The organism is Vibrio sp. IB15, assembly GCF_016406055.1.
Classification (GTDB): Bacteria; Pseudomonadota; Gammaproteobacteria; order Enterobacterales; family Vibrionaceae; genus Vibrio; species Vibrio chagasii.
In genome coordinates this window covers 67,306-85,008 of record NZ_JAEFCE010000004.1, presented here as the reverse complement: position 1 = coordinate 85,008, position 17,703 = coordinate 67,306, and the positions used below count along the sequence as shown (strand labels likewise).

Below are 17,703 nucleotides of genomic sequence, written 5' to 3'. Positions count from 1 at the left end.
ACTGGTCTCTAAAAATAGATGGTGAAATTAAACGGTTATCTTGTTGTCTGGGTGTCTAGGACAATCGTCACAATATTTACCGGAGTCGCATTTGTAGACTAGGCAGCAGCTGACTCTAATCAGTTTAAGCATTCCAGAATCGGAATCGACCTTTAGGCTGTCTAAGTGACTCTCAGGTAATTGGCATGCTTCTAACCAAAGCTTAGCTTGTGTAGTGATGTATTCGTTGGTCAGGCTGGGCTCATGTCGCTGTAATTTGATCAGACTGCCTAACAGTAGATCTGCCAACAAATGGTTGGTAAATCCCGGGCGAATGCGTGTCCATTCACTTATTTGGTTGCGGAAAAACTCAGTGAGTTCCAATATGGCTTCACCCGCATGTGGGATTAACTCTTCAGGTGTACCGTGTTGGTGATCACCATTGAAGAAGCGGTACCCTGTGACGAACTCTTTATACCTGAATTGACCGATATTCTTGATATCTGGCAATGAATGAAGGCCATAGATAGAAACGAAGGTGACGTAGATTGGCTGCCAGCATACTAAATCCCAGGTTCGGGTTAACCAATAGGCTTTACCTGCCTCAGAATGATTTTCCGCCAAGCCATCGTAAACGCGCTTTATCTCGATATGGCTTTGATCATTTGTTATGGCAATACTTTTGCTGCTCAGAGAACCATAACTGCCGCTTAAATAAGGGGTAATCTGTTTTGAATAAGCGAAGATTTTCTGGTGTAGAGAAGGGGCTCTACGACGAGTGGCCATGTTGTGCCGCTGGGAAAGCATGTTAAACCAGTAAATGATAATCAGTTGCGTTATCATATCGAACCTTATCGATGATAACCATACAAAATGGAGCATCTCCTCGGAGAACTCTAATTGTTGAATTTATAAATTGAGTGCGTCTTAGTCATTTTTAAGTGATAAAAGCCTCTTTAAATGATAAAAAGTAATTCTGAATCGACTTAATTGCTGCCATTAGCGAGATTATAAAAGCGTGACTATGAACACACCTGCATTTGACCGTATCAGCCGTGTCTTGGCTTATATACATGCGAACCTCAACTCGACATTATCTTTAGAGGATATTGCGAAACAGAGCTGTTGGTCTCGTTGGCAGCTGCAAAGAGTGTTTCAAGCCGAAACTGGGCTTACTGTGGCGAACTACGTCAGAGAGCTTAAGTTAAGCCAAGCTGCTGAAGAACTGTTAGATACCAAAGAGCGAGTTATCGATATCGCACTTGAACTAGGATTCAATTCAGAAATTAGCTTTAGCCGTTCGTTTAAGCAGATGTTTGGCTCCAGTCCGAGTCAGTATAGAAAAGTGGGCAAAAGAGCAGGGCTTAGAAAACCGATACAAGTATCTGAAACGGTAAGCGCTGCTGATAACGGTTCACTCAGTTTTGTTGAGGTACGCATTGATGAAAGAGAGTCATTCCTTGTTAAAGGTATTACTTCAGAAATAAGTGGCTTGTTTTCACTGACACAAGATTTTGCAGAGAAAGTCCCTCAATTGTGGTCGCGCTTAGAAGGGGAAGTGACGCTTCCTGACGACAATGCTTATCAGTTCACTGGTGTGGTTGATCTCACTCAGGCTTGCTTTGATGGTACCAATATTCATTATTGGGCGGGAGTTGAACTGAATGATGAGATTTCAATTCCTCAATTGCCGAGCATTATCTCTGACAAGCTAGAGATCTTAAACATTCCAAAGCAAACCTATGCCGTGGTCAAACATTGTGGTCCGATTGAGAACCTTAGACACACTCTGAGTTGGTTTGTACTTAACTGGCTACCGAGTTCTGGCTATCGAGGTGTCGATGGTTATGAGCTCGAAGTATACCCATTAGCCTATCAAGCTCATGCCACAGATGCAGTTATGGAATACTGGGTTCCCATTATTAAATCGTAGTCATATCTGTGTTTTACGTATTCTTTGTAAAGCCTCTTACTCAATAAGGTCAATTGTGTTTTTAATCATCAATTGACCTTTTTTCGTTATAAATCGGCCAAGTTCTTCGTGAACTTGCACCAAATTGTTAATTATCCCTTTTATAGATACATACAATGCAAATGAGATTTATTACTATTTACAATAAGCATTGGTACCGAGGGAATCATGACCACTCACACTCGTTTTAAGTATTCATCACTTGCAGTTGCATTGCTCACTGCATTTTCAGCGCAAGCGTTGGCGGAAGAAACCGTTACAGCGGCAGATTCGAATGTAGAAACTGTCACAGTTATGGGCAAAGCGTATCGTAATACCGCGACTAAGTCGGCACTTGAGCCAGAAGAAACGCCTCAAGGTATTACCGTTATTGATGAAGAACAGTTAGAGCAACGTGGTGTTCAATCTCTGAATCAAGCCCTTCGTTATGCACCGGGTGTTGTAACTGAAAACCGTGGTAGCTCGGTAGCAATGTTTGACTCTTATTCCATTCGTGGTTTTAGCACGAATAACGTTAACTACTACGATGGTCTTTCGCTTCAATTCTTAAATGGTTGGAACCTACAACCACAGATAGATCCGATTGCAATGCAGCAAGTCGAGATCTTCAAAGGGCCTACTTCTGTACTTTATGGCGCGATGCCACCGGGTGGTATGGTGAATATGATCGCTAAAGCGCCACAAACGGAACCGTCGACTAAAGTTGGCGTTGCGACAGGCTCACGTAATTTACAAGAAGCTTCGATCGATACTACTGGTCAGTTTGGTGATAGTGATTTTTCTTACCGTTTGATCGCACTTGCTCGTAAGCAGGACAGTCAAGTTGATAATGCAGAAGAAGAGCGTTACCTAATTGCTCCTTCTGTGGACTGGCAAGCAACAGACAGTACGTTGATTAACTTCAACCTGTACTACCAAAATGATCCTTCAATGGGTATCAACTCGTCAATGCCACTAGACGTGTTGAAAGCAAGCGATCCATCGGTTTCTATGGGTGATAAGAACTGGAGCAAGTTTGAGCGTGAAGTTCTTATGGTCGGCTATAAAATCAACCATGAGTTTAATAGCAATTGGACATTCCTACAGAATGCTCGCTATACCGATGCTTCTTTATACCAAGAGAACACTTATCATGTGAGTTACGACCCAAGCACACCCAATCAGCTGGATCGTTACTTGTACTCTACCGATGAGAGCTTTAAAGGGTTTGTTATTGATAACCAATTGAGCGGTATTGTGGATGTTGGTTCAGTAGAGCATAACCTTTTACTTGGTATCGATTACCAAGACCTAGACGGTAATGTTAACTACTCATCGTATAGTGCGAATGGCAGCGGGTTTAATAGCTTTGATCCGTTGAATCCGAACAATGATCTACTAGACCGCAGTGATGTGACTGAGACGGGTGAATATCTAGATGACACGACGTCAAGCCAGCTTGGGTTCTACGTTCAAGACCAAGTTCGTCTGGATGCATTAGTACTGATTGCCGGTGCGCGATTTGATCACTACCAATCTGAGAGTGATTACTACGCCCATGAATCTGATCACAAGCAGTTCACTTACCGTTTAGGTGGTTTGTACCAGTTTGATAATGGTTTAGCACCGTTTGCAAGCTATGCGACGAGCTTTGAACCAGCTCCGGGTGTTGATAAAGCAGGCAATGAGTTTGATCCAGAGAACGCACAACAAGCAGAGATTGGTGTGAAATACCTGTCTGACGATATGTCGAAAGAAGCAACGGTTTCTTTATTCCATATCGTTAAGCAAGACATGTTGATGACAGACCCGACTAACGTTTATGGCCCAAGAATCCAAGTGGGTGAAGTGGTATCGCAAGGTGCGGAACTATCAGGACGTTGGTTCGCGACAGAAAGCTTCGATATTGCGGCTGCATACACGTATGTTGACATGGAAATCACTGAAGACTCTAGTAACGGTTTAGAGGGTACGACACCGATCTATGTACCGGAATATACGGCTAATGTGTGGGCTAACTACAACGTATTTAACGGCATGCTAGCGGGTTCTCGATTCAGTGCAGGCGCTCGTTACGTAGGCGAAATGCAAATGGATGCAAGCAACACGCAAGGCAAAGTACCGTCTTACACGGTTGTTGATTTGTCGGTGGGTTATGATTTAGGCGCAGCCAGCGACACACTATCTGGTGCAACGGCTAACCTAGCGGTGAACAATATTTTCAACGAAGAATATTACGCGTGTTACGACCAATCGAACTGTTGGTTCGGTGCTGAGCTGTCTGTAGAGCTAAGCGTGAACTATGAATTCTAACTAAGTTAGCGTTCCTAATTTTAAAGCAGCCTTTCCTGGGCTGCTTTTGTCGTTTGTAGCAAATATCGAATTTAGATTAAGTAGGCAAATATATGAGCTTAAAACCAATAGCTTCTCATTTTTCTAAAGCAAAAAACTTGAATACAAGGCTCGTTCTAACGATGTTAGCGAGTGCTTTATCGTTTAATGCAATGGCTAATTACCAAGTTGAAGACAGCGAGGGGGATAAAACCCTTGAAGCTCAACCCGTTAGAGTGGCCGCATTGAACTGGGACATTGCTGAACAAGTGATTGAACTCGGTGTAACACCCGTCGCAGTACCTGATATTGCAGGGTATAGCGATTGGGTTGTGCAACCTGCGATACCAGAAGGCGTGGCGGATATTGGTACTCGAACTGAACCTAACTTTTCTGCACTTAAGAAGCTCAACCCAGATGTGATTCTTATCGCGTCACCCCAGAAAGATCTTCAGGAACGACTTTCTGAAATCGCCCCCGTGCTTTACTACCAAACATACAGTGAACAGCACAGTAATGCTGAAGCTGCTATTGAGAACTTCAAGAAGATAGGCCAATTGCTTGGTAAAGAAGAACAAGCGAACAAGAAACTCGCTGCGATGGATGCGCGTCTTGATGTTCTTAAGGCTGAACTAGATAAAGCGTATCCGGGAGACAAACCGAAAGTGACCTCTTTCCGTTTTGCGAGTACCACTTCGGTATACATTTACGGTGATAACTCGATTCCTCAATATGCGCTTGAGCAGCTAGGCTTCGAAAATGCGATGAATCTTCCTGTGAGTCAGTGGGGCATCAGTCAAAAGCGTATGACTGAGCTTAAGAACGTTAAGGGTGGCATTGCGCTATACTTTGAACCTTTCCCATATCAAGACAAGTTAGATCGCTCTCCGGTTTGGAAGAGCATGCCCTTTGTTCGCGATGGTCAATTTAGCCCTGTAGCAGCAAGTTGGAGCTACGGCGGTGCTATGTCTATTTTGTATAACGCAGAAGCTATGGCGCAATCGTTGTTGACGCTAGCGGAGCAGTAATGAAATCCAGTGGTTTGATGATGGGAGCGCCGTTATTTATCGCCGCCCTTATTCATTTATGGTTAGGTCAGTCTGAATTTGGCCCTATTGGTGAGTTGCTCCAGCAAGCCTCACAGATCAGTGACATCGTTACATTCAATAAAATGGTCGATGATTCATTCGAGTTGATGGCATTAATCTATGTCAACTTACCTCGTTTAGTGATGGCGATTCTGGTTGGTGGAACACTCGGCACCATAGGTAGTTTGTTCCAACAGTTAACGCAAAACCGCATGATGTCTCCCCTTACACTCGGTACATCATCAGGGGCATGGCTTGGTCTGGTCATTCTGAATGTGGTCGCGCCGATGTTGGTTGCTCAATATTCGGTTTGGTTTGCGCTGATAGGCGCGCTGCTTGCAATGGGTCTGATTGTTTCGATTGTTGGCATCAAAAACATGAGCGGTTTACCGATTGTTTTGGCGGGCATGGCGGTTAACTTACTGTTAGGCGCATTCGCGACTGCGATTATTTTGCTTAACGACCAGTACGCGCAGAACCTGTTTGTATGGGGAGCGGGTGATCTCGGGCAGAATGGCTGGGAGCAAGTGCTTTGGCTGATGCCTAAGTTACTGCCAATCTTTGCTATTTTCCTGTTGGCTCCAAGAGTTTTGACTCTGCTTTCAATTGGTACAGAAGGGGCTGCTGCGCGTGGTCTTAACATAGGTACGACCTTCTTTGTGTTAATGGCAATCGGCGTTTGGCTGGTTTCCGTGTCGATTACCTCGGTGGGTGTGATCAGTTTTATTGGATTGATTGCGCCAAACATCGCGAGACATTTGGGCTTTTTAAAGGCGAAATCTGAACTCATCGCAAGCTGCGTGTTAGGTGCACTGTTGCTTTGTGTGACCGACAGCTTGGCGATTTTCTTGGCGCAATGGTCTTTGGATATGATTCCAACAGGAACGGCAACCGCGGTGGTTGGTGCTCCAGCTTTGATCATTATTGCTCGCAAACAAATGTCTGCCCAAGATCAAATGTTTTTCTCGATGCCTAAAGGGCCGAGGTCTATTTCACCTTTGGCTTATTTCTTGTTGGGCTCGATGATCTTTGGTTTGTTGGTGTTAAGCACGCTGACACAGCCATCTTCTGATATGGGCTATTTTGTTATCCCAGACGCATTTGAATGGTCGATTCGCTGGCCGAGAATATTAACCGCAATATTCGCTGGTGGCGGCCTAGCAGTGGCGGGTGTGATTTTACAAAGATTGGTCTACAACCCGCTCGCAAGCCCGGACATTCTGGGTGTGTCGGCAGGTGCGGTTCTGGCGTTGATTTTCAGTAGCTTATTCATGGGTTATTCGATTCACTCATTGAGTCCTTGGATTGCTTTCTTAGGCAGCGCGATTGCACTCTGTATATTGCTATTCCTTGGTAAGAAACATCAGTTTGCGCCATCGATCTTGATCCTCACTGGTATTTCGTTGACCGCAGTTTTGGAAGCTTTGGTGCAATTCTCTTTAACGCGAGTGGGTGAGGGGAAATACACATTATTGGCTTGGTTAGCAGGTTCTACGTATCGTGTTGAACCTGAAGCTGCAATGATACTGGCTATCGTGATCACCGTTTGTATTGGCGTAGCTTTACTGTTGAGTCGTTGGGTGACATTAATTGCGACTGGCCGTCAGTTTGCAAGTGCAAGAGGGCTGAACATCAACATCGCCTATGTGGCTCTATTGTGTATTGTCGCGATTTTATGTTCGATGGTCACAACCACCATGGGGCCGGTCGCTTTTGTTGGTCTACTGGCTCCACATATTGCGGCGATGGTGGGGGCTCGCTTGGTTCGTGAACAGATCATCTTATCGTTTTTGATTGGTGCGGCATTGATGTTATTTGCTGATTGGTTAGGGCAAGTGGTGGTGTTCCCAGCGCAACTTGCGGCAGGGACGTTGGTTTCCATTATTGGTGGCAGTTATTTCATTTTTTTGTTACTGAAATCTCGAACAACATAGCTTTTGCTCATGACCTAAAGCCACTGGTATTCAAAGCTACTGGCAATCAAAGCTATGAATAAAAAAGCAGTGAGTGGGGCGATCCATCACTGCTTTTTTGTTTGTGTCGTTTGTGTAAAGGGGGGGAGGAGTTAAGCAACACAGGTCTCGCTTCTTAATGTGCAAGTTTGGCATATGTTAATAAAATGTATAACCTAAAGGTCTGACCACTCATAAGGTAGCCACCATGCCAAACCTCGATCGTATTACTTGTTCTATCGATGAAAACCAAATTGCGACGGTTGTGTTGAATCGACCCGATAAGCTGAATGCTATTGATATGGCAATGTTCCAAGGTGTGAATAACATGGTCAATAAGTTGAAAAAGAACACCGAGATTAGAGCTGTAATAGTGAAGGGCGAGGGACCTGATTTTTGTTCAGGGCTTGATGTGAAGTCTTTGCTGACCAGTAAATCTGGCGCGATGAAGCTATTGTTCAAATGGTTACCAACATTACCAAACTCCGCACAACGCTTTTCATTGGGTTGGCGAGACATTCCATGCCCTGTCATTTTTGCGATTCATGGTCGGTGTTGGGGAGGCGGTCTGCAATTGGTCAGTGGCGGTGACTTTAGAATTGCTAGCCCTGATGCGAACTTCTCGATACTGGAAGCAAAGTGGGGGCTAATTCCAGACATGGGAGGCGCTATCGCATTTAGAGAGCTGATGCGTAAAGATCACACCTTAGAAATGGCGATGACGGCCAAAGTGATCGACTGTGAAACCGCGAAAGGATATGGGTTGGTGACCAAGATTGCTGAAGACCCCTACGCTGAAGCCTATGCCTTGGCACTTGAGTGCGCGAATTGGTCACCAGATGTTGTCGCTGCTAATAAGAAACTCTACAACAAGACTTGGTGGTCAAGCCCGGGTGTGGCGTTATTCTACGAGACTTGGCACCAAATCAAATTCGCTTTAGGCAAGAACAGAGCGATAGCAGCACAGCGTGAAATTCATCCTGATAAACCACGCCCCTACTTAGCGAGAAAGTTCAAATAGCGTTTGTACAGGAATAATCGATATTCCCTTTGTTTATAGGGCATTGCGGCAACCTTAGAGCAATTTTATGTCTAAGGCTAAATGAGCATCCTGATGAACAAAACTTTTACCTACTCTCTAGCTGCCACCGCTATCCTAACTAGCTTAAATGCGTTTGCAAGTGGCCTATTTTTGCAAGAAGCTGTCGTTGCCAACGCTGGTACTACTGGTGCTGGCGACGGTGTTTACACTCGATCTGCAGCGGCGATGTGGACAAACCCTGCCACGATGTCTCACATGGGCGAAAGTAAGACGACCATCAACACCATGGCTTTCGATCTTGAGATGAAATATCAAGATAACGGTGACAAGCAAGATGGTAAAGCTCACTCAGTGATGCCTTCATTTGGCGCATTCCACGCTCATCAAGTCACTGACAAGTTACACCTTGGTATTGCACTTGGCGCAGTAGGGGGCTCTAGCGTTGATTACGGTAACGAATGGGCAGGTCGTCTTTTACTTCAAGAGATTACGCTTACTGCGATGCAAGTTAATCCATCACTGAGTTACCAACTGAATGACCAGTGGTCGGTTGGGGCAGGTGTACAACTAAGTTGGGCTGCATTACAGCAATCATCTTCTCTTTTTACTGCTAAGCAAGACACTGATTGGGCTTATGGCTATAACCTCGGTGTAATGTACACACCAACAGACAAGCTTAAGTTGGGAGCAAGTTACCGCTCTAAACTGGAGCATGAATTTAACAATGATGTAAACGTTTTTACCGGTGGCCAGCGTTCATTAAATACTGGTATTGATGTACCTGAAATTGTTGATGCGAGTTTGAGCTATGCGTTTAACTCTCAGCTTGATCTATTAGCTAGCGTGCAATTTCACCGATGGAGCCAATGGGACAGTACTGTTTTAGATCTAGGTACAAACCAAAATGGTGGTATCCCAATTAATCAAACCCTAGTCCGCGATTGGGACGATGTATGGAAGTTTGCAGTTGGTGCAGATTACCAGCTTAACTCAGACTGGCGCTTAAAAGCAGGCTTCTCTTACGAAACTTCACCACAAGATGACCCAACATTGCAGTATGTTGACTTACCTGTTGGTGAACAGTATCGCTACTCGGTAGGTGCTTCAATCTATTGGGATGATATCTTGATCGACGTGTTCTATGAGTACGCAGATTTGGGTTCAGTTGATATGAACCGAAGTGGACCAAAAGGTAATACTTTGCTAAACGGCTCATTCGATGGCCGTATCCACTTTGTTGGCGTTAGTGCGACCTTCTAATGACATTACGTAATCTATTACTTGTTGCTGCGGCAATGCTTGGTTCGATGGGTGCTTTGGCTGAAGAGAAGCACCCAGATGACTCGACTAAGATCGTAACCAAAGCTGGCGTTGCTTATAACGAAGATCTGCAGTTCTCTGGGTCTATTGGGTTAGATGAAGCACGAATGATCAATGCTCGTATTAACGCTGATGGCGAAGAGTGGCGAGTAGGCGGTTCATGGTTGTTGCCTATGGGGATCGTCAATTTCAACTTTAGCCGCTCTGAATACGACAACGATGCTTATAAGAACAACTACAGTATTGGTACGTTTATACCACTGAGTTATTTCGACATTGAGCCGTTCGGTTGGCAAATCTTCCCTATGGCGGGCTACAGTTATAATGATGGCGAAGTAGCGGTTTTCGATGATGATAACGTTGGCTCTGACTATGTATTGATGCCGAGTGCAACACACGGTGGTTACATTGGCGCGTTTGGCTTAAAAACGATTACGGATGAGTGGTCTATCATGGGTTTCGGTGGTGGTTCAATGGGCTCTGATGATTATTCAGGGTATTGGGCTGGTGTCGGCGCGAGCTACAAGTTGAGTGATGCTCAATCATTCAACTTCTTCACTATCTTTGCTGAGGATGACTTCGGTGAAAATAACAGTGTTGGCGCTTCTTACACCTATGAATTCAAATAGTTATTCTCACATATCATCTTAGATAAAAGAACTGAGTGTAGGGGCTTTGTTGCGTAATTCGATGGAACTAAATCAGGAAGTTACGATCTGATCGGCTACACCCATCAATCGTCGTAGCCTTATGCCGAAACCTCGTTACAAAACAACTAACTGGAAGCTGTACAACAAAGCCTTAATAAACCGTGGTTCCCTGATCTTTTGGATTGATGAGGAAGCGATAGCCGAGTGGAATCAAAACAAACAAGGTAAGCGTGGTAGACCTCGCCAATTCAGCGACTTAGCCATTACTACTGCACTGATGGTGAAACGCGTTTTCTCTATGCCGTTGAGAGCGCTGCAAGGATTTCTAGACTCCGTATTTAAGCTGGCTAACATCCCACTTGTTTGCCCACACTACACCTGTATAAGCCGCCGAGCTAAGGAAGTTGAGGTTTCATTTAAACCCAAAACCAGAGGAGCAATACAACATCTGGCAATTGATGCCACTGGCCTCAAGGTTTATGGCGAAGGTGAATGGAAGGTCAAGAAGCATGGTACTGATGGGAAGCGCAGAGTCCGGCGTAAGCTGCATATCGCAGTAGATACAAGCACCCACGAAATAGTCGCAGCAGAGCTGAGCTTATCTAACGTAACCGATGCCGAAGTGCTCCCCAACTTACTCAAGCAGACACGTCGTAAAATCATTGAAATATCAGGTGATGGCGCTTATGACACAAGGAACTGCCATGATGCCATACGGATAAAGCGAGCGGTTCCGCTTATCCCGCCACGAGAAGGGGCAGCCTTCTGGGAGCAAGGACATCCTCGCAATTTAGCATTAGGTTGTCAGAAGCTCTACGGCTCCAACAAGAAGTGGAAAAAGCGTTATGGCTATCATAAGCGCTCGCTATCAGAGACAGCAATGTATCGAGTGAAACAGTTGTTAGGTGGGAAATTAAGCCTGAGGAACTACAACGCTCAAGTGGGTGAGACTTACGCCATGATTAAAGCGCTGAACAAGCTTACAGGGCTTGGTATGCCTGAAACTCAGTATGTTGTTTAATAATCACTCAATTTCGGGCGGTTTGGTTTTCTGTCCGAATTACGCAACAAAGCCGTGAAAAGTGTAACGCTTTAGACGTTAATCATTAGCTCTTTGTTTAATTAGAAATTCAATCAAGGCTAAGAAATCAAAGATAAGTCTTAACTCATACTCATTCGTTAGCTAAGACTTATCTTTCTTGCTCATCACTGTAAAAGAATCGATGTTTCCAGTAGGTGTTGCGCCTCGCCACTTAGATGAGGGAGCTCTGACATGATTCTTTTCAGCTTGTCGTCGATAGACTCCACTTCACTCAAAGAACGAAACGCAAGAATAGCTTGCTCAGGCTCACTGCTCACATAACCTTTCAACGTATTAAGTTGAATTTTGTTCGCGTTTTCGACTTTGGACAGGGCGATATTGATTGTCTCAATATTGATAGTTAACTCATTGCTTTTAAACATTTTTATTATTTTATGGTTGTTTCCAGTTGAGCGCACATTAACACAACGAAGGATTCGAACATTGACCGAGATTATAAAACTAGAACAATTCTGAGAGACAGTAAGAGTAGTAAAGGGGAAATTAAAGATAATTTAAGTAGTTAGCGTACTACTTCAAAGTGTGAAAATGATCTTTGAAGATTGAGTTCGATCTGAGGGGATAAACGATGAACTTGAGTTGGAGCGTGCAGCGGGAATCGAACCCGCATCATCAGCTTGGAAGGCTGAGGTAATAGCCATTATACGATGCACGCACATCGTCTTAACGAGTTTGATAATGCCACATCTAACTGAAAACGAAACCTTTTTCTTCCATTTTTATTCTAAGTGCTCGCATAACCACCACTCCGCTAGTTTTTCAATCACGTCTGGTGTTTTGTGGTTGCATAAAGTGTGACTAAACTCTCGTTAAGCGCTCTGTGCTTAAATGTTATGACTACCGCTAGCTTTGGATGAATTTTAACCTTGCTATATAAACCGCCGCATTGTTTGGTCTTTGTTCTGTATTTGACCTGAATTTTATGAATAACCTCGTTAACACACGCGGGGCTTTTGAGCAGACTTAACGGTCTGTTTATAACAATATGGATGCATAGATTTAAATTTTGAACAATTCTTATTATTCATAGGCTTAATTCTAAATAAGTAGAGTCATTCGTACTTTTCAGTGTTCGGAGAAAAAAGTAACGAATCTCGTTGATAAATTGCGCAAAAAACTCGTCATTCCATCTATCGTCTGGTACATTTGCCGCACATTTTGTTTCCCTAAAATACCCATGCCTTCTCAGTACCGAATTAACAAAATAGTTGAAATTGGCGATACACTTCACCGCAGTGGCTGTGCCCCTTATAAGCTTGAAAAATATACACAGTATTATGCAAAAAAGCATGGTGTAGAGGTAATGATTCAAGCAACACCGACCGCGATTAATTATCAATTTCCAGACGATAACAATGCCGTTATTCTCAAACGTCTAAAGCCAGCCTCAATCAACCTGAGTTTGTTGGCAAATACCATCATTCGTATTAATCAACCAAGCAGTGAACCAGTCCCAGAGCCAGTGGGTTACTCTAAATGGGTTATTGCACTGGCTAATATGGGGATTCCACCTGCGTATCTAATGCTGGTCGGCAGTACTTTGGAAGCTGTAGGCTTCTCTGCGCTACTTGGCTTGATGGTTTGGGTATGTCAGCAAATTCTTCATTCACGCCGCGCGATTGCGGTTGAATTCATCTCTGCACTATTAACCGGTATTGCTGTAGCATTCTTGGCAAGTACAGGGCTACCAATTCCGGTATGGGCGTTGTGTATTGCCTCGATCGTTTTGTTTGTCCCCGGATTATCTATAGCCAATGCATTAGAGTGTTTGGCTTTTAACGATTTAGTCTCTGGTACTAGTTTACTAGGTCAGAGTGCCTTAACACTGATAAAACTGTTTGTCGGCATCATCATGGGGCTCAATATTGGTGAGGCTGTGTGGGGGCAAGCGGTATCCATTGATTACACCAATGCTGTGCCGACTTGGATGCATATTTCTGGATTAGTGCTCATCTCTGCATCATTGGGTGTAATGTTCAATGCAAGACCTATGGATATTTTGTTAGGGTTGCCAGTTGCAGTATTGGGGATGTGGGGACCATTTTATCTAGGTTTTGATAGTGGCTGGGTAGTGGGTACTTGGGTAACGACAGTATTGATCACTTTATACGGTACTTGGATTGCGAAGAAAATGGATTTAACTGGCGCTATCTATATTGTACAAGGAATCATTATCTTAGTTCCGGGTAGCCGTGTTCTAGTGAGTGCCAGTCAATCAGTATTTGAGCAATCTATTTTGCCGATTCCGAGCATCGGTTTATCTGCGCTGTTTATGTTCTCGGCGATCGTCGCTGGTCAAATCACGGCGTATTCCATTTACTCGCCTAAAGTTGAACGTTAAGCCGCCTTATCCCTCGGACCCTTTAAACAAACACAGCTTTTGCTGTGTTTTTTCGTTTTGGAGCCGCTCTTTCTTATCACCACTCATCTTGATGCAATTGATCCGATTTATGCTCGCTAACCATGGCAAGAGTCATTAAGATGAACACAAATTAAATTTAAATGAAGTAGTAACGTATGTCTTTACCTCCTTGTCCGCAATGTCAGTCTGAATATGTTTACCCAGACCAAAACAATTTAATCTGCCCTGAGTGCGCTTATGAGTGGAATCCAGAAGAAGAACGTTTGGAAAGAGAAGCTGCGCGAGTGAAAGATGTTAATGGCGTTGTGTTAGAGACTGGCGACAAAGTCACCTTCATCAAAGATTTAAAAGTAAAAGGCAGTTCTAGCGTGCTAAAAATCGGTACTAAAGCTGTGATTCGACGAATCAACGAAGGTAAAGACCACCAGCTAGATTGCAAACTGGATGCTGGCGGTGAAATGTTAGTAACCGCGAAGTACGTGAAAAAACAGTAATCTATGTTTTGCGCGATTGTCGCAAATGTTCAATGCTTCACTTAGCTTTCTCGGCATACTTTCTAGAAGATTAATGACATTAGGTAAAAAGTTAATGATTAGAGAATACAGAACAGCCTACACTGATGCCGTTCTAGATATTTGGCTTGAGGCTTCCATCAAGGCACATGATTTTATAGCGCCTGAGTTTTGGAAGTCACAAGTGGGCAATATGCGTGATATTTACCTTCCTGCGTCACAAACCTATGTCTATCTGAACGGTGGCCAAGTTTGTGGTTTTTATTCGCTCCATGAGGGCGTGTTAGCTGCGATCTTTGTGAGCCCAATAGATCAGGGATGTGGTATCGGCAAACAACTCATGACACATGCCAAGCTGCAGTGCCCGAATTTGTCTTTGAGTGTGTACCGAGAGAATCAAGCAAGTATTGGGTTTTACCTTTCCCAAGGTTTTGAAATTGTTCGCGAACAAGTTGATGAACATACAGGCAATCAAGAATACTTCATGCGTTTAGCTTAGGCTCAGCGCACAGTCAGACAAGCATTAAGTAGGAGTGAAAACGACATGGATATAGTCAAAGCCGATTTATCGCATTCAACAGCCTTTCATCATTATGTGAATGCTTGTGCTGAAGATGGGCTTGATATCTACACTGGTATTTCTGATAGTAGCGATGCCTATTTAAAAAGACGTGTTGCTTATTCTAAAGGTGAAGGTTTGCCAGAAGGTTGGACTCCAGCTTCTACTTATTTTTGTATCGATTGTGGCGAGATTCTTGGTGTGATTCGAGTTCGCCATGGAACAACTGATTACATCCATGACGTCATCGGACACATAGGCTATGAAACTTTGCCCCAAGCGAGAGGGCGGGGTGTTGCTAGCTATATGTTGTCTTGGATACAACATCACGCGTTAACAGAAAGCGTTATCATTACTTGTGAAAGTGGCAATATCGCTTCGAAGAGAGTGATTGAGAAGTGCGGTGGTCGGTTCTTGAGTACATTTTATTCAGAGCAAGACAAACACGAAGTATTGCGATATCAACTAGACCCTAAATAAACCTTATTGAAGCAAGACGCCCTAGTGACTTTTGGAGATATTTTGAAGTATTCAACAAGGCCTGCTCAGCTATCAGATTATGAATTTCTGTTCGAGCTTAAAAAGGCCGCTGAGTTCGAACCGATCAAAGCCGTATTTGGTTGGGATGAACAAGTCCAGCGAGAAATACACGCCGAAGAGTGGGAAGAAGAAAGGCCCGAGATTATTGAACTTAAAGGCAAAGCCATTGGTAGTGTGTTGCTGCAAGATAAAGGGGATCACTTCTATTTTTGCCGATTTTTCTTGCTGCCTGAATATCATGGCAAGGGGATTGGAAGCCAAGTTTTGACTGATTGCTTAACTAACGCTTCAAAGCTTAATAAGCCAGTAGAGCTGTGTTATTTGCAAGGTAATCGAGTTGGGGAGTTGTATCTCCGATTTGGTTTTGAAATCACCTCGCAAAACGATCAGTTTGTGTATATGTGGCGCAAATAACACCCATCTAGCGTAAAATCTTGTAAGACTCGCTATGCTTGATGATTAAGTGATTACACTTAGAACAGATCGAGCGTAATGGAGTATGCAATGTATGGTTATTTGGCTTCAGAACCCGTGTATAAGTAAAGGTTGTGCTTTTAACCTAGATTAGGAATAGCTCAAAAGTGTATTTGGACATTTCTATCAATGCTTAATTTAACTTAGGAGTGAACTTAATTTCGTTTAACCGTGTAATAATCTGCTCTTCGGTTTCCTTGAGCCAATCATAGCGTTTTGTGTACAAGCGGCGTTTGGTCTTTTTCAATGTGTCAGTGTCTTTACGAAGAGGCTTAGTGGGCAAAGAAAACCAGTGTTTATCGACCAAAGTGGCGCCATTTTCAGTCCATAGTGTGTTGTAATCAAACGTTATTGCCCCTCGTTTTGAGCCGATATAGCGCATCGCTTGGTAGATATGACCTTTATTCGAAACAGCTAGAATCTCATCAACTTTCATGTAATTCGCAAACATAATTGCGAGCTCAACCATCAGTGACTTTGGCCTTAACCCGTGTAAGGAACGGGTTAGTTCTTTGATCTTATCCTGGCTGCTAGTGATGCGCTTGTTCGTGCCTTGTAGGCAGCCGATGTGCATGGTGCGCTGCCCATTGTTATCAGAGATATTGAAGGTGACCGAATAAATAGTCAGCCCAGTATTGGCTTCGACGAGTCTGATCCCCAAGGAGCCTTCACGAGACTCCCCCGAGAAAGTCTCAATCCTAAACTCATCTCCATTTCGATCTGAAAAGGTAAGAAGCTCAAAGTTAGAAAGGTGCAGATGCACTGTATTTGGACCAAATGTTTGTTCTAAAAGTTCGAAGTGAGAATACAGTAACGAAGCACGTGTTTTAGGTTTGATGCCAATACAGATGAATGGTTTGAGTGGCTTTTCAAAGATTTTAGGATTCTGCTCAAGAAGGTTTGAGAGATTGTTTTTCTCTTTAATCTGATGCACTTTGCGAATGATCTTTGGGTTCATAACGCCCCATAGTGTAAAGCGCAGGTTTTTCTTAATTCGGGTTAAACCTTTGGTGTTTGGGTGTACAGCATTGGAAAGCTCAACGATTTGATGAAAATTTTGCACGTTTACCTCAACTTAGAAAACAAAAAAGCATCGTTGAAAATAAAAAACGATGCTCCATAAAATGATAAGTAGGGGTTAGTGAAAAAATCGTGAAACTTGAGCTTATGACTTTATTGCTAACAATGCTCCGAATGTTAAAAGGCCAAGTCCGCAGGCTTGATTGAGCCTTTTCTTGGCTTTCAACAAGTGTTTTTGCAAAGTCTTCGAAGTAAATAACATTGCGACAATTCCAAACCACACGCCGTGAAGGACAATCATGTAAAGCCCGTAACCGAGTGCGATATGTTGGTTTTCAGCGTCAGGTGAAATGACCTGGCTGAAGATACTCAAGAAGAACAACATGGTTTTAGGGTTGAGTACGTTACACAAAAAGCCTTGGGCTAAATAACGCCAAACACTGATGTTCTGCGTCGTTCCTTCCATAGGGGCAAGTTTGTTGTCTGCGCTTATAATTCCTTTAATCCCTAAGTAAACAAGGTAAGCGGCACCTGCGTATCGAATGATGTCAAAAAGTTGCTCATTCTGTGAAATTAAGTAACTGATACCTAGCATTGAATAACGAATATGAACACAAATCGCTAGGCTTACCCCTAACGCTGTCCAAATACCGGCTTGCCTACCTTGATTGACGCTATTCTTCAGAACTAAAACGAAATCAGCACCGGGGCTTATAACAATTAATAGCCCCAACACCGCTAAGCTTAACCACTCCATAAATACTCCAACTCTCTTATTTGATGAGCCGTCATTGTATGGTTTTTATTTGCTACCTATAATC

General features: G+C 43.6%; 17 protein-coding genes and 1 tRNA gene. 13 read left to right on the top strand and 5 right to left on the bottom strand.

Annotation, left to right across the window (positions count from 1 at the left end; translation table 11 throughout):
* Positions 1-27 precede the first annotated feature (27 nt).
* Positions 28-786, bottom strand: a complete 759-nt coding sequence (locus JC606_RS02590; RefSeq protein ID WP_198777885.1) for a siderophore ferric iron reductase — start codon at positions 784-786, stop codon at positions 28-30.
* A gap of 217 nt (positions 787-1,003) precedes the next feature.
* Here JC606_RS02590 and JC606_RS02585 point away from each other — a divergent pair, with 217 nt between their 5' ends.
* The 8 genes from JC606_RS02585 to JC606_RS02550 all read left to right on the top strand — a co-directional run bounded on the left by JC606_RS02585 (position 1,004) and on the right by JC606_RS02550 (position 11,334).
* Positions 1,004-1,912: an AraC family transcriptional regulator gene (locus JC606_RS02585; protein ID WP_198777817.1), complete on the top strand. Its 909-nt coding sequence runs from the start codon at positions 1,004-1,006 to the stop codon at positions 1,910-1,912.
* Between the two features lie 207 nt (positions 1,913-2,119).
* On the top strand, positions 2,120-4,243 hold the full coding sequence (locus JC606_RS02580; RefSeq protein WP_198777815.1) for a TonB-dependent siderophore receptor: 2,124 nt from the start codon (positions 2,120-2,122) through the stop codon (positions 4,241-4,243).
* 92 nt (positions 4,244-4,335) lie between these two features.
* On the top strand, positions 4,336-5,289 hold the full coding sequence (locus JC606_RS02575) for an iron-siderophore ABC transporter substrate-binding protein (RefSeq protein WP_198777813.1): 954 nt from the start codon (positions 4,336-4,338) through the stop codon (positions 5,287-5,289).
* On the top strand, positions 5,289-7,283 hold the full coding sequence (gene fhuB / locus JC606_RS02570) for a Fe(3+)-hydroxamate ABC transporter permease FhuB (RefSeq protein ID WP_198777812.1): 1,995 nt from the start codon (positions 5,289-5,291) through the stop codon (positions 7,281-7,283). The genes JC606_RS02575 and fhuB overlap by 1 nt, the downstream gene beginning before the upstream one ends.
* Positions 7,284-7,509: 226 nt before the next feature.
* On the top strand, positions 7,510-8,322 hold the full coding sequence (locus JC606_RS02565; protein ID WP_198777810.1) for a crotonase/enoyl-CoA hydratase family protein: 813 nt from the start codon (positions 7,510-7,512) through the stop codon (positions 8,320-8,322).
* Positions 8,323-8,415: 93 nt separating this feature from the next.
* Positions 8,416-9,603 (top strand): OmpP1/FadL family transporter, encoded by a 1,188-nt coding sequence (locus JC606_RS02560; RefSeq protein WP_198777808.1) that lies wholly within the window; start codon positions 8,416-8,418, stop codon positions 9,601-9,603.
* Positions 9,603-10,292, top strand: a complete 690-nt coding sequence (locus tag JC606_RS02555; RefSeq protein WP_198777806.1) for a hypothetical protein — start codon at positions 9,603-9,605, stop codon at positions 10,290-10,292. Before JC606_RS02560 ends, JC606_RS02555 begins: the two co-directional genes overlap by 1 nt.
* 121 nt (positions 10,293-10,413) lie before the next feature.
* The gene (locus JC606_RS02550) at positions 10,414-11,334 is read left to right on the top strand and encodes an IS5 family transposase (RefSeq protein ID WP_198777804.1); all 921 of its coding nucleotides are present in this window, start codon (positions 10,414-10,416) and stop codon (positions 11,332-11,334) included.
* A 185-nt stretch (positions 11,335-11,519) separates the two neighbouring features.
* Here JC606_RS02550 and JC606_RS02545 read toward each other — a convergent pair whose 3' ends face one another.
* Positions 11,520-11,777, bottom strand: a complete 258-nt coding sequence (locus JC606_RS02545) for a hypothetical protein (protein WP_102422966.1) — start codon at positions 11,775-11,777, stop codon at positions 11,520-11,522.
* 218 nt (positions 11,778-11,995) lie between these two features.
* Positions 11,996-12,070, bottom strand: a tRNA-Gly gene (locus JC606_RS02540).
* Between the two features lie 522 nt (positions 12,071-12,592).
* Here JC606_RS02540 and JC606_RS02535 point away from each other — a divergent pair.
* From JC606_RS02535 to JC606_RS02515, 5 genes are all read left to right on the top strand, one after another.
* Positions 12,593-13,756 carry a threonine/serine exporter family protein gene (locus JC606_RS02535; RefSeq protein WP_137408694.1) on the top strand — a complete coding sequence of 388 codons (1,164 nt, stop codon included), beginning with the start codon at positions 12,593-12,595 and terminating at the stop codon, positions 13,754-13,756.
* A gap of 176 nt (positions 13,757-13,932) precedes the next feature.
* On the top strand, positions 13,933-14,271 hold the full coding sequence (locus tag JC606_RS02530; RefSeq protein WP_137408693.1) for a zinc ribbon domain-containing protein YjdM: 339 nt from the start codon (positions 13,933-13,935) through the stop codon (positions 14,269-14,271).
* 94 nt (positions 14,272-14,365) lie between these two features.
* Positions 14,366-14,788: an N-acetyltransferase gene (locus JC606_RS02525; protein ID WP_198777883.1), complete on the top strand. Its 423-nt coding sequence runs from the start codon at positions 14,366-14,368 to the stop codon at positions 14,786-14,788.
* A 45-nt stretch (positions 14,789-14,833) separates the two neighbouring features.
* Positions 14,834-15,328, top strand: coding sequence for a GNAT family N-acetyltransferase (locus tag JC606_RS02520; RefSeq protein WP_198777803.1), 495 nt, complete (start codon positions 14,834-14,836; stop codon positions 15,326-15,328).
* A 42-nt stretch (positions 15,329-15,370) separates the two neighbouring features.
* On the top strand, positions 15,371-15,802 hold the full coding sequence (locus tag JC606_RS02515) for a GNAT family N-acetyltransferase (protein WP_137408691.1): 432 nt from the start codon (positions 15,371-15,373) through the stop codon (positions 15,800-15,802).
* 193 nt (positions 15,803-15,995) lie between these two features.
* Here the strand turns inward: JC606_RS02515 and JC606_RS02510 are convergent, their stop codons facing one another.
* Positions 15,996-16,925 carry a VirK/YbjX family protein gene (locus JC606_RS02510; protein WP_198777801.1) on the bottom strand — a complete coding sequence of 310 codons (930 nt, stop codon included), beginning with the start codon at positions 16,923-16,925 and terminating at the stop codon, positions 15,996-15,998.
* 102 nt (positions 16,926-17,027) lie between these two features.
* The gene (locus JC606_RS02505) at positions 17,028-17,639 is read right to left on the bottom strand and encodes a LysE family translocator (protein ID WP_198777799.1); all 612 of its coding nucleotides are present in this window, start codon (positions 17,637-17,639) and stop codon (positions 17,028-17,030) included.
* Positions 17,640-17,703 lie beyond the last annotated feature (64 nt).

Excerpts from the sequence above, each read along its gene's own strand:
- JC606_RS02580 (WP_198777815.1), top strand. The coding sequence starts at position 2,120 with ATGACCACTCACACTCGTTTTAAGTATTCATCACTTGCAGTTGCATTG.
- JC606_RS02530 (WP_137408693.1), top strand. The coding sequence starts at position 13,933 with ATGTCTTTACCTCCTTGTCCGCAATGTCAGTCTGAATATGTTTACCCA.
- JC606_RS02545 (WP_102422966.1), bottom strand. The coding sequence starts at position 11,777 with ATGTTTAAAAGCAATGAGTTAACTATCAATATTGAGACAATCAATATC.
- fhuB (WP_198777812.1), top strand. The coding sequence starts at position 5,289 with ATGAAATCCAGTGGTTTGATGATGGGAGCGCCGTTATTTATCGCCGCC.
- JC606_RS02550 (WP_198777804.1), top strand. The coding sequence starts at position 10,414 with ATGCCGAAACCTCGTTACAAAACAACTAACTGGAAGCTGTACAACAAA.
- JC606_RS02555 (WP_198777806.1), top strand. The coding sequence starts at position 9,603 with ATGACATTACGTAATCTATTACTTGTTGCTGCGGCAATGCTTGGTTCG.
- JC606_RS02535 (WP_137408694.1), top strand. The coding sequence starts at position 12,593 with ATGCCTTCTCAGTACCGAATTAACAAAATAGTTGAAATTGGCGATACA.
- JC606_RS02520 (WP_198777803.1), top strand. The coding sequence starts at position 14,834 with ATGGATATAGTCAAAGCCGATTTATCGCATTCAACAGCCTTTCATCAT.
- JC606_RS02565 (WP_198777810.1), top strand. The coding sequence starts at position 7,510 with ATGCCAAACCTCGATCGTATTACTTGTTCTATCGATGAAAACCAAATT.
- JC606_RS02525 (WP_198777883.1), top strand. The coding sequence starts at position 14,366 with ATGATTAGAGAATACAGAACAGCCTACACTGATGCCGTTCTAGATATT.
- JC606_RS02560 (WP_198777808.1), top strand. The coding sequence starts at position 8,416 with ATGAACAAAACTTTTACCTACTCTCTAGCTGCCACCGCTATCCTAACT.
- JC606_RS02505 (WP_198777799.1), bottom strand. The coding sequence starts at position 17,639 with ATGGAGTGGTTAAGCTTAGCGGTGTTGGGGCTATTAATTGTTATAAGC.
- JC606_RS02585 (WP_198777817.1), top strand. The coding sequence starts at position 1,004 with ATGAACACACCTGCATTTGACCGTATCAGCCGTGTCTTGGCTTATATA.
- JC606_RS02590 (WP_198777885.1), bottom strand. The coding sequence starts at position 786 with ATGCTTTCCCAGCGGCACAACATGGCCACTCGTCGTAGAGCCCCTTCT.
- JC606_RS02575 (WP_198777813.1), top strand. The coding sequence starts at position 4,336 with ATGAGCTTAAAACCAATAGCTTCTCATTTTTCTAAAGCAAAAAACTTG.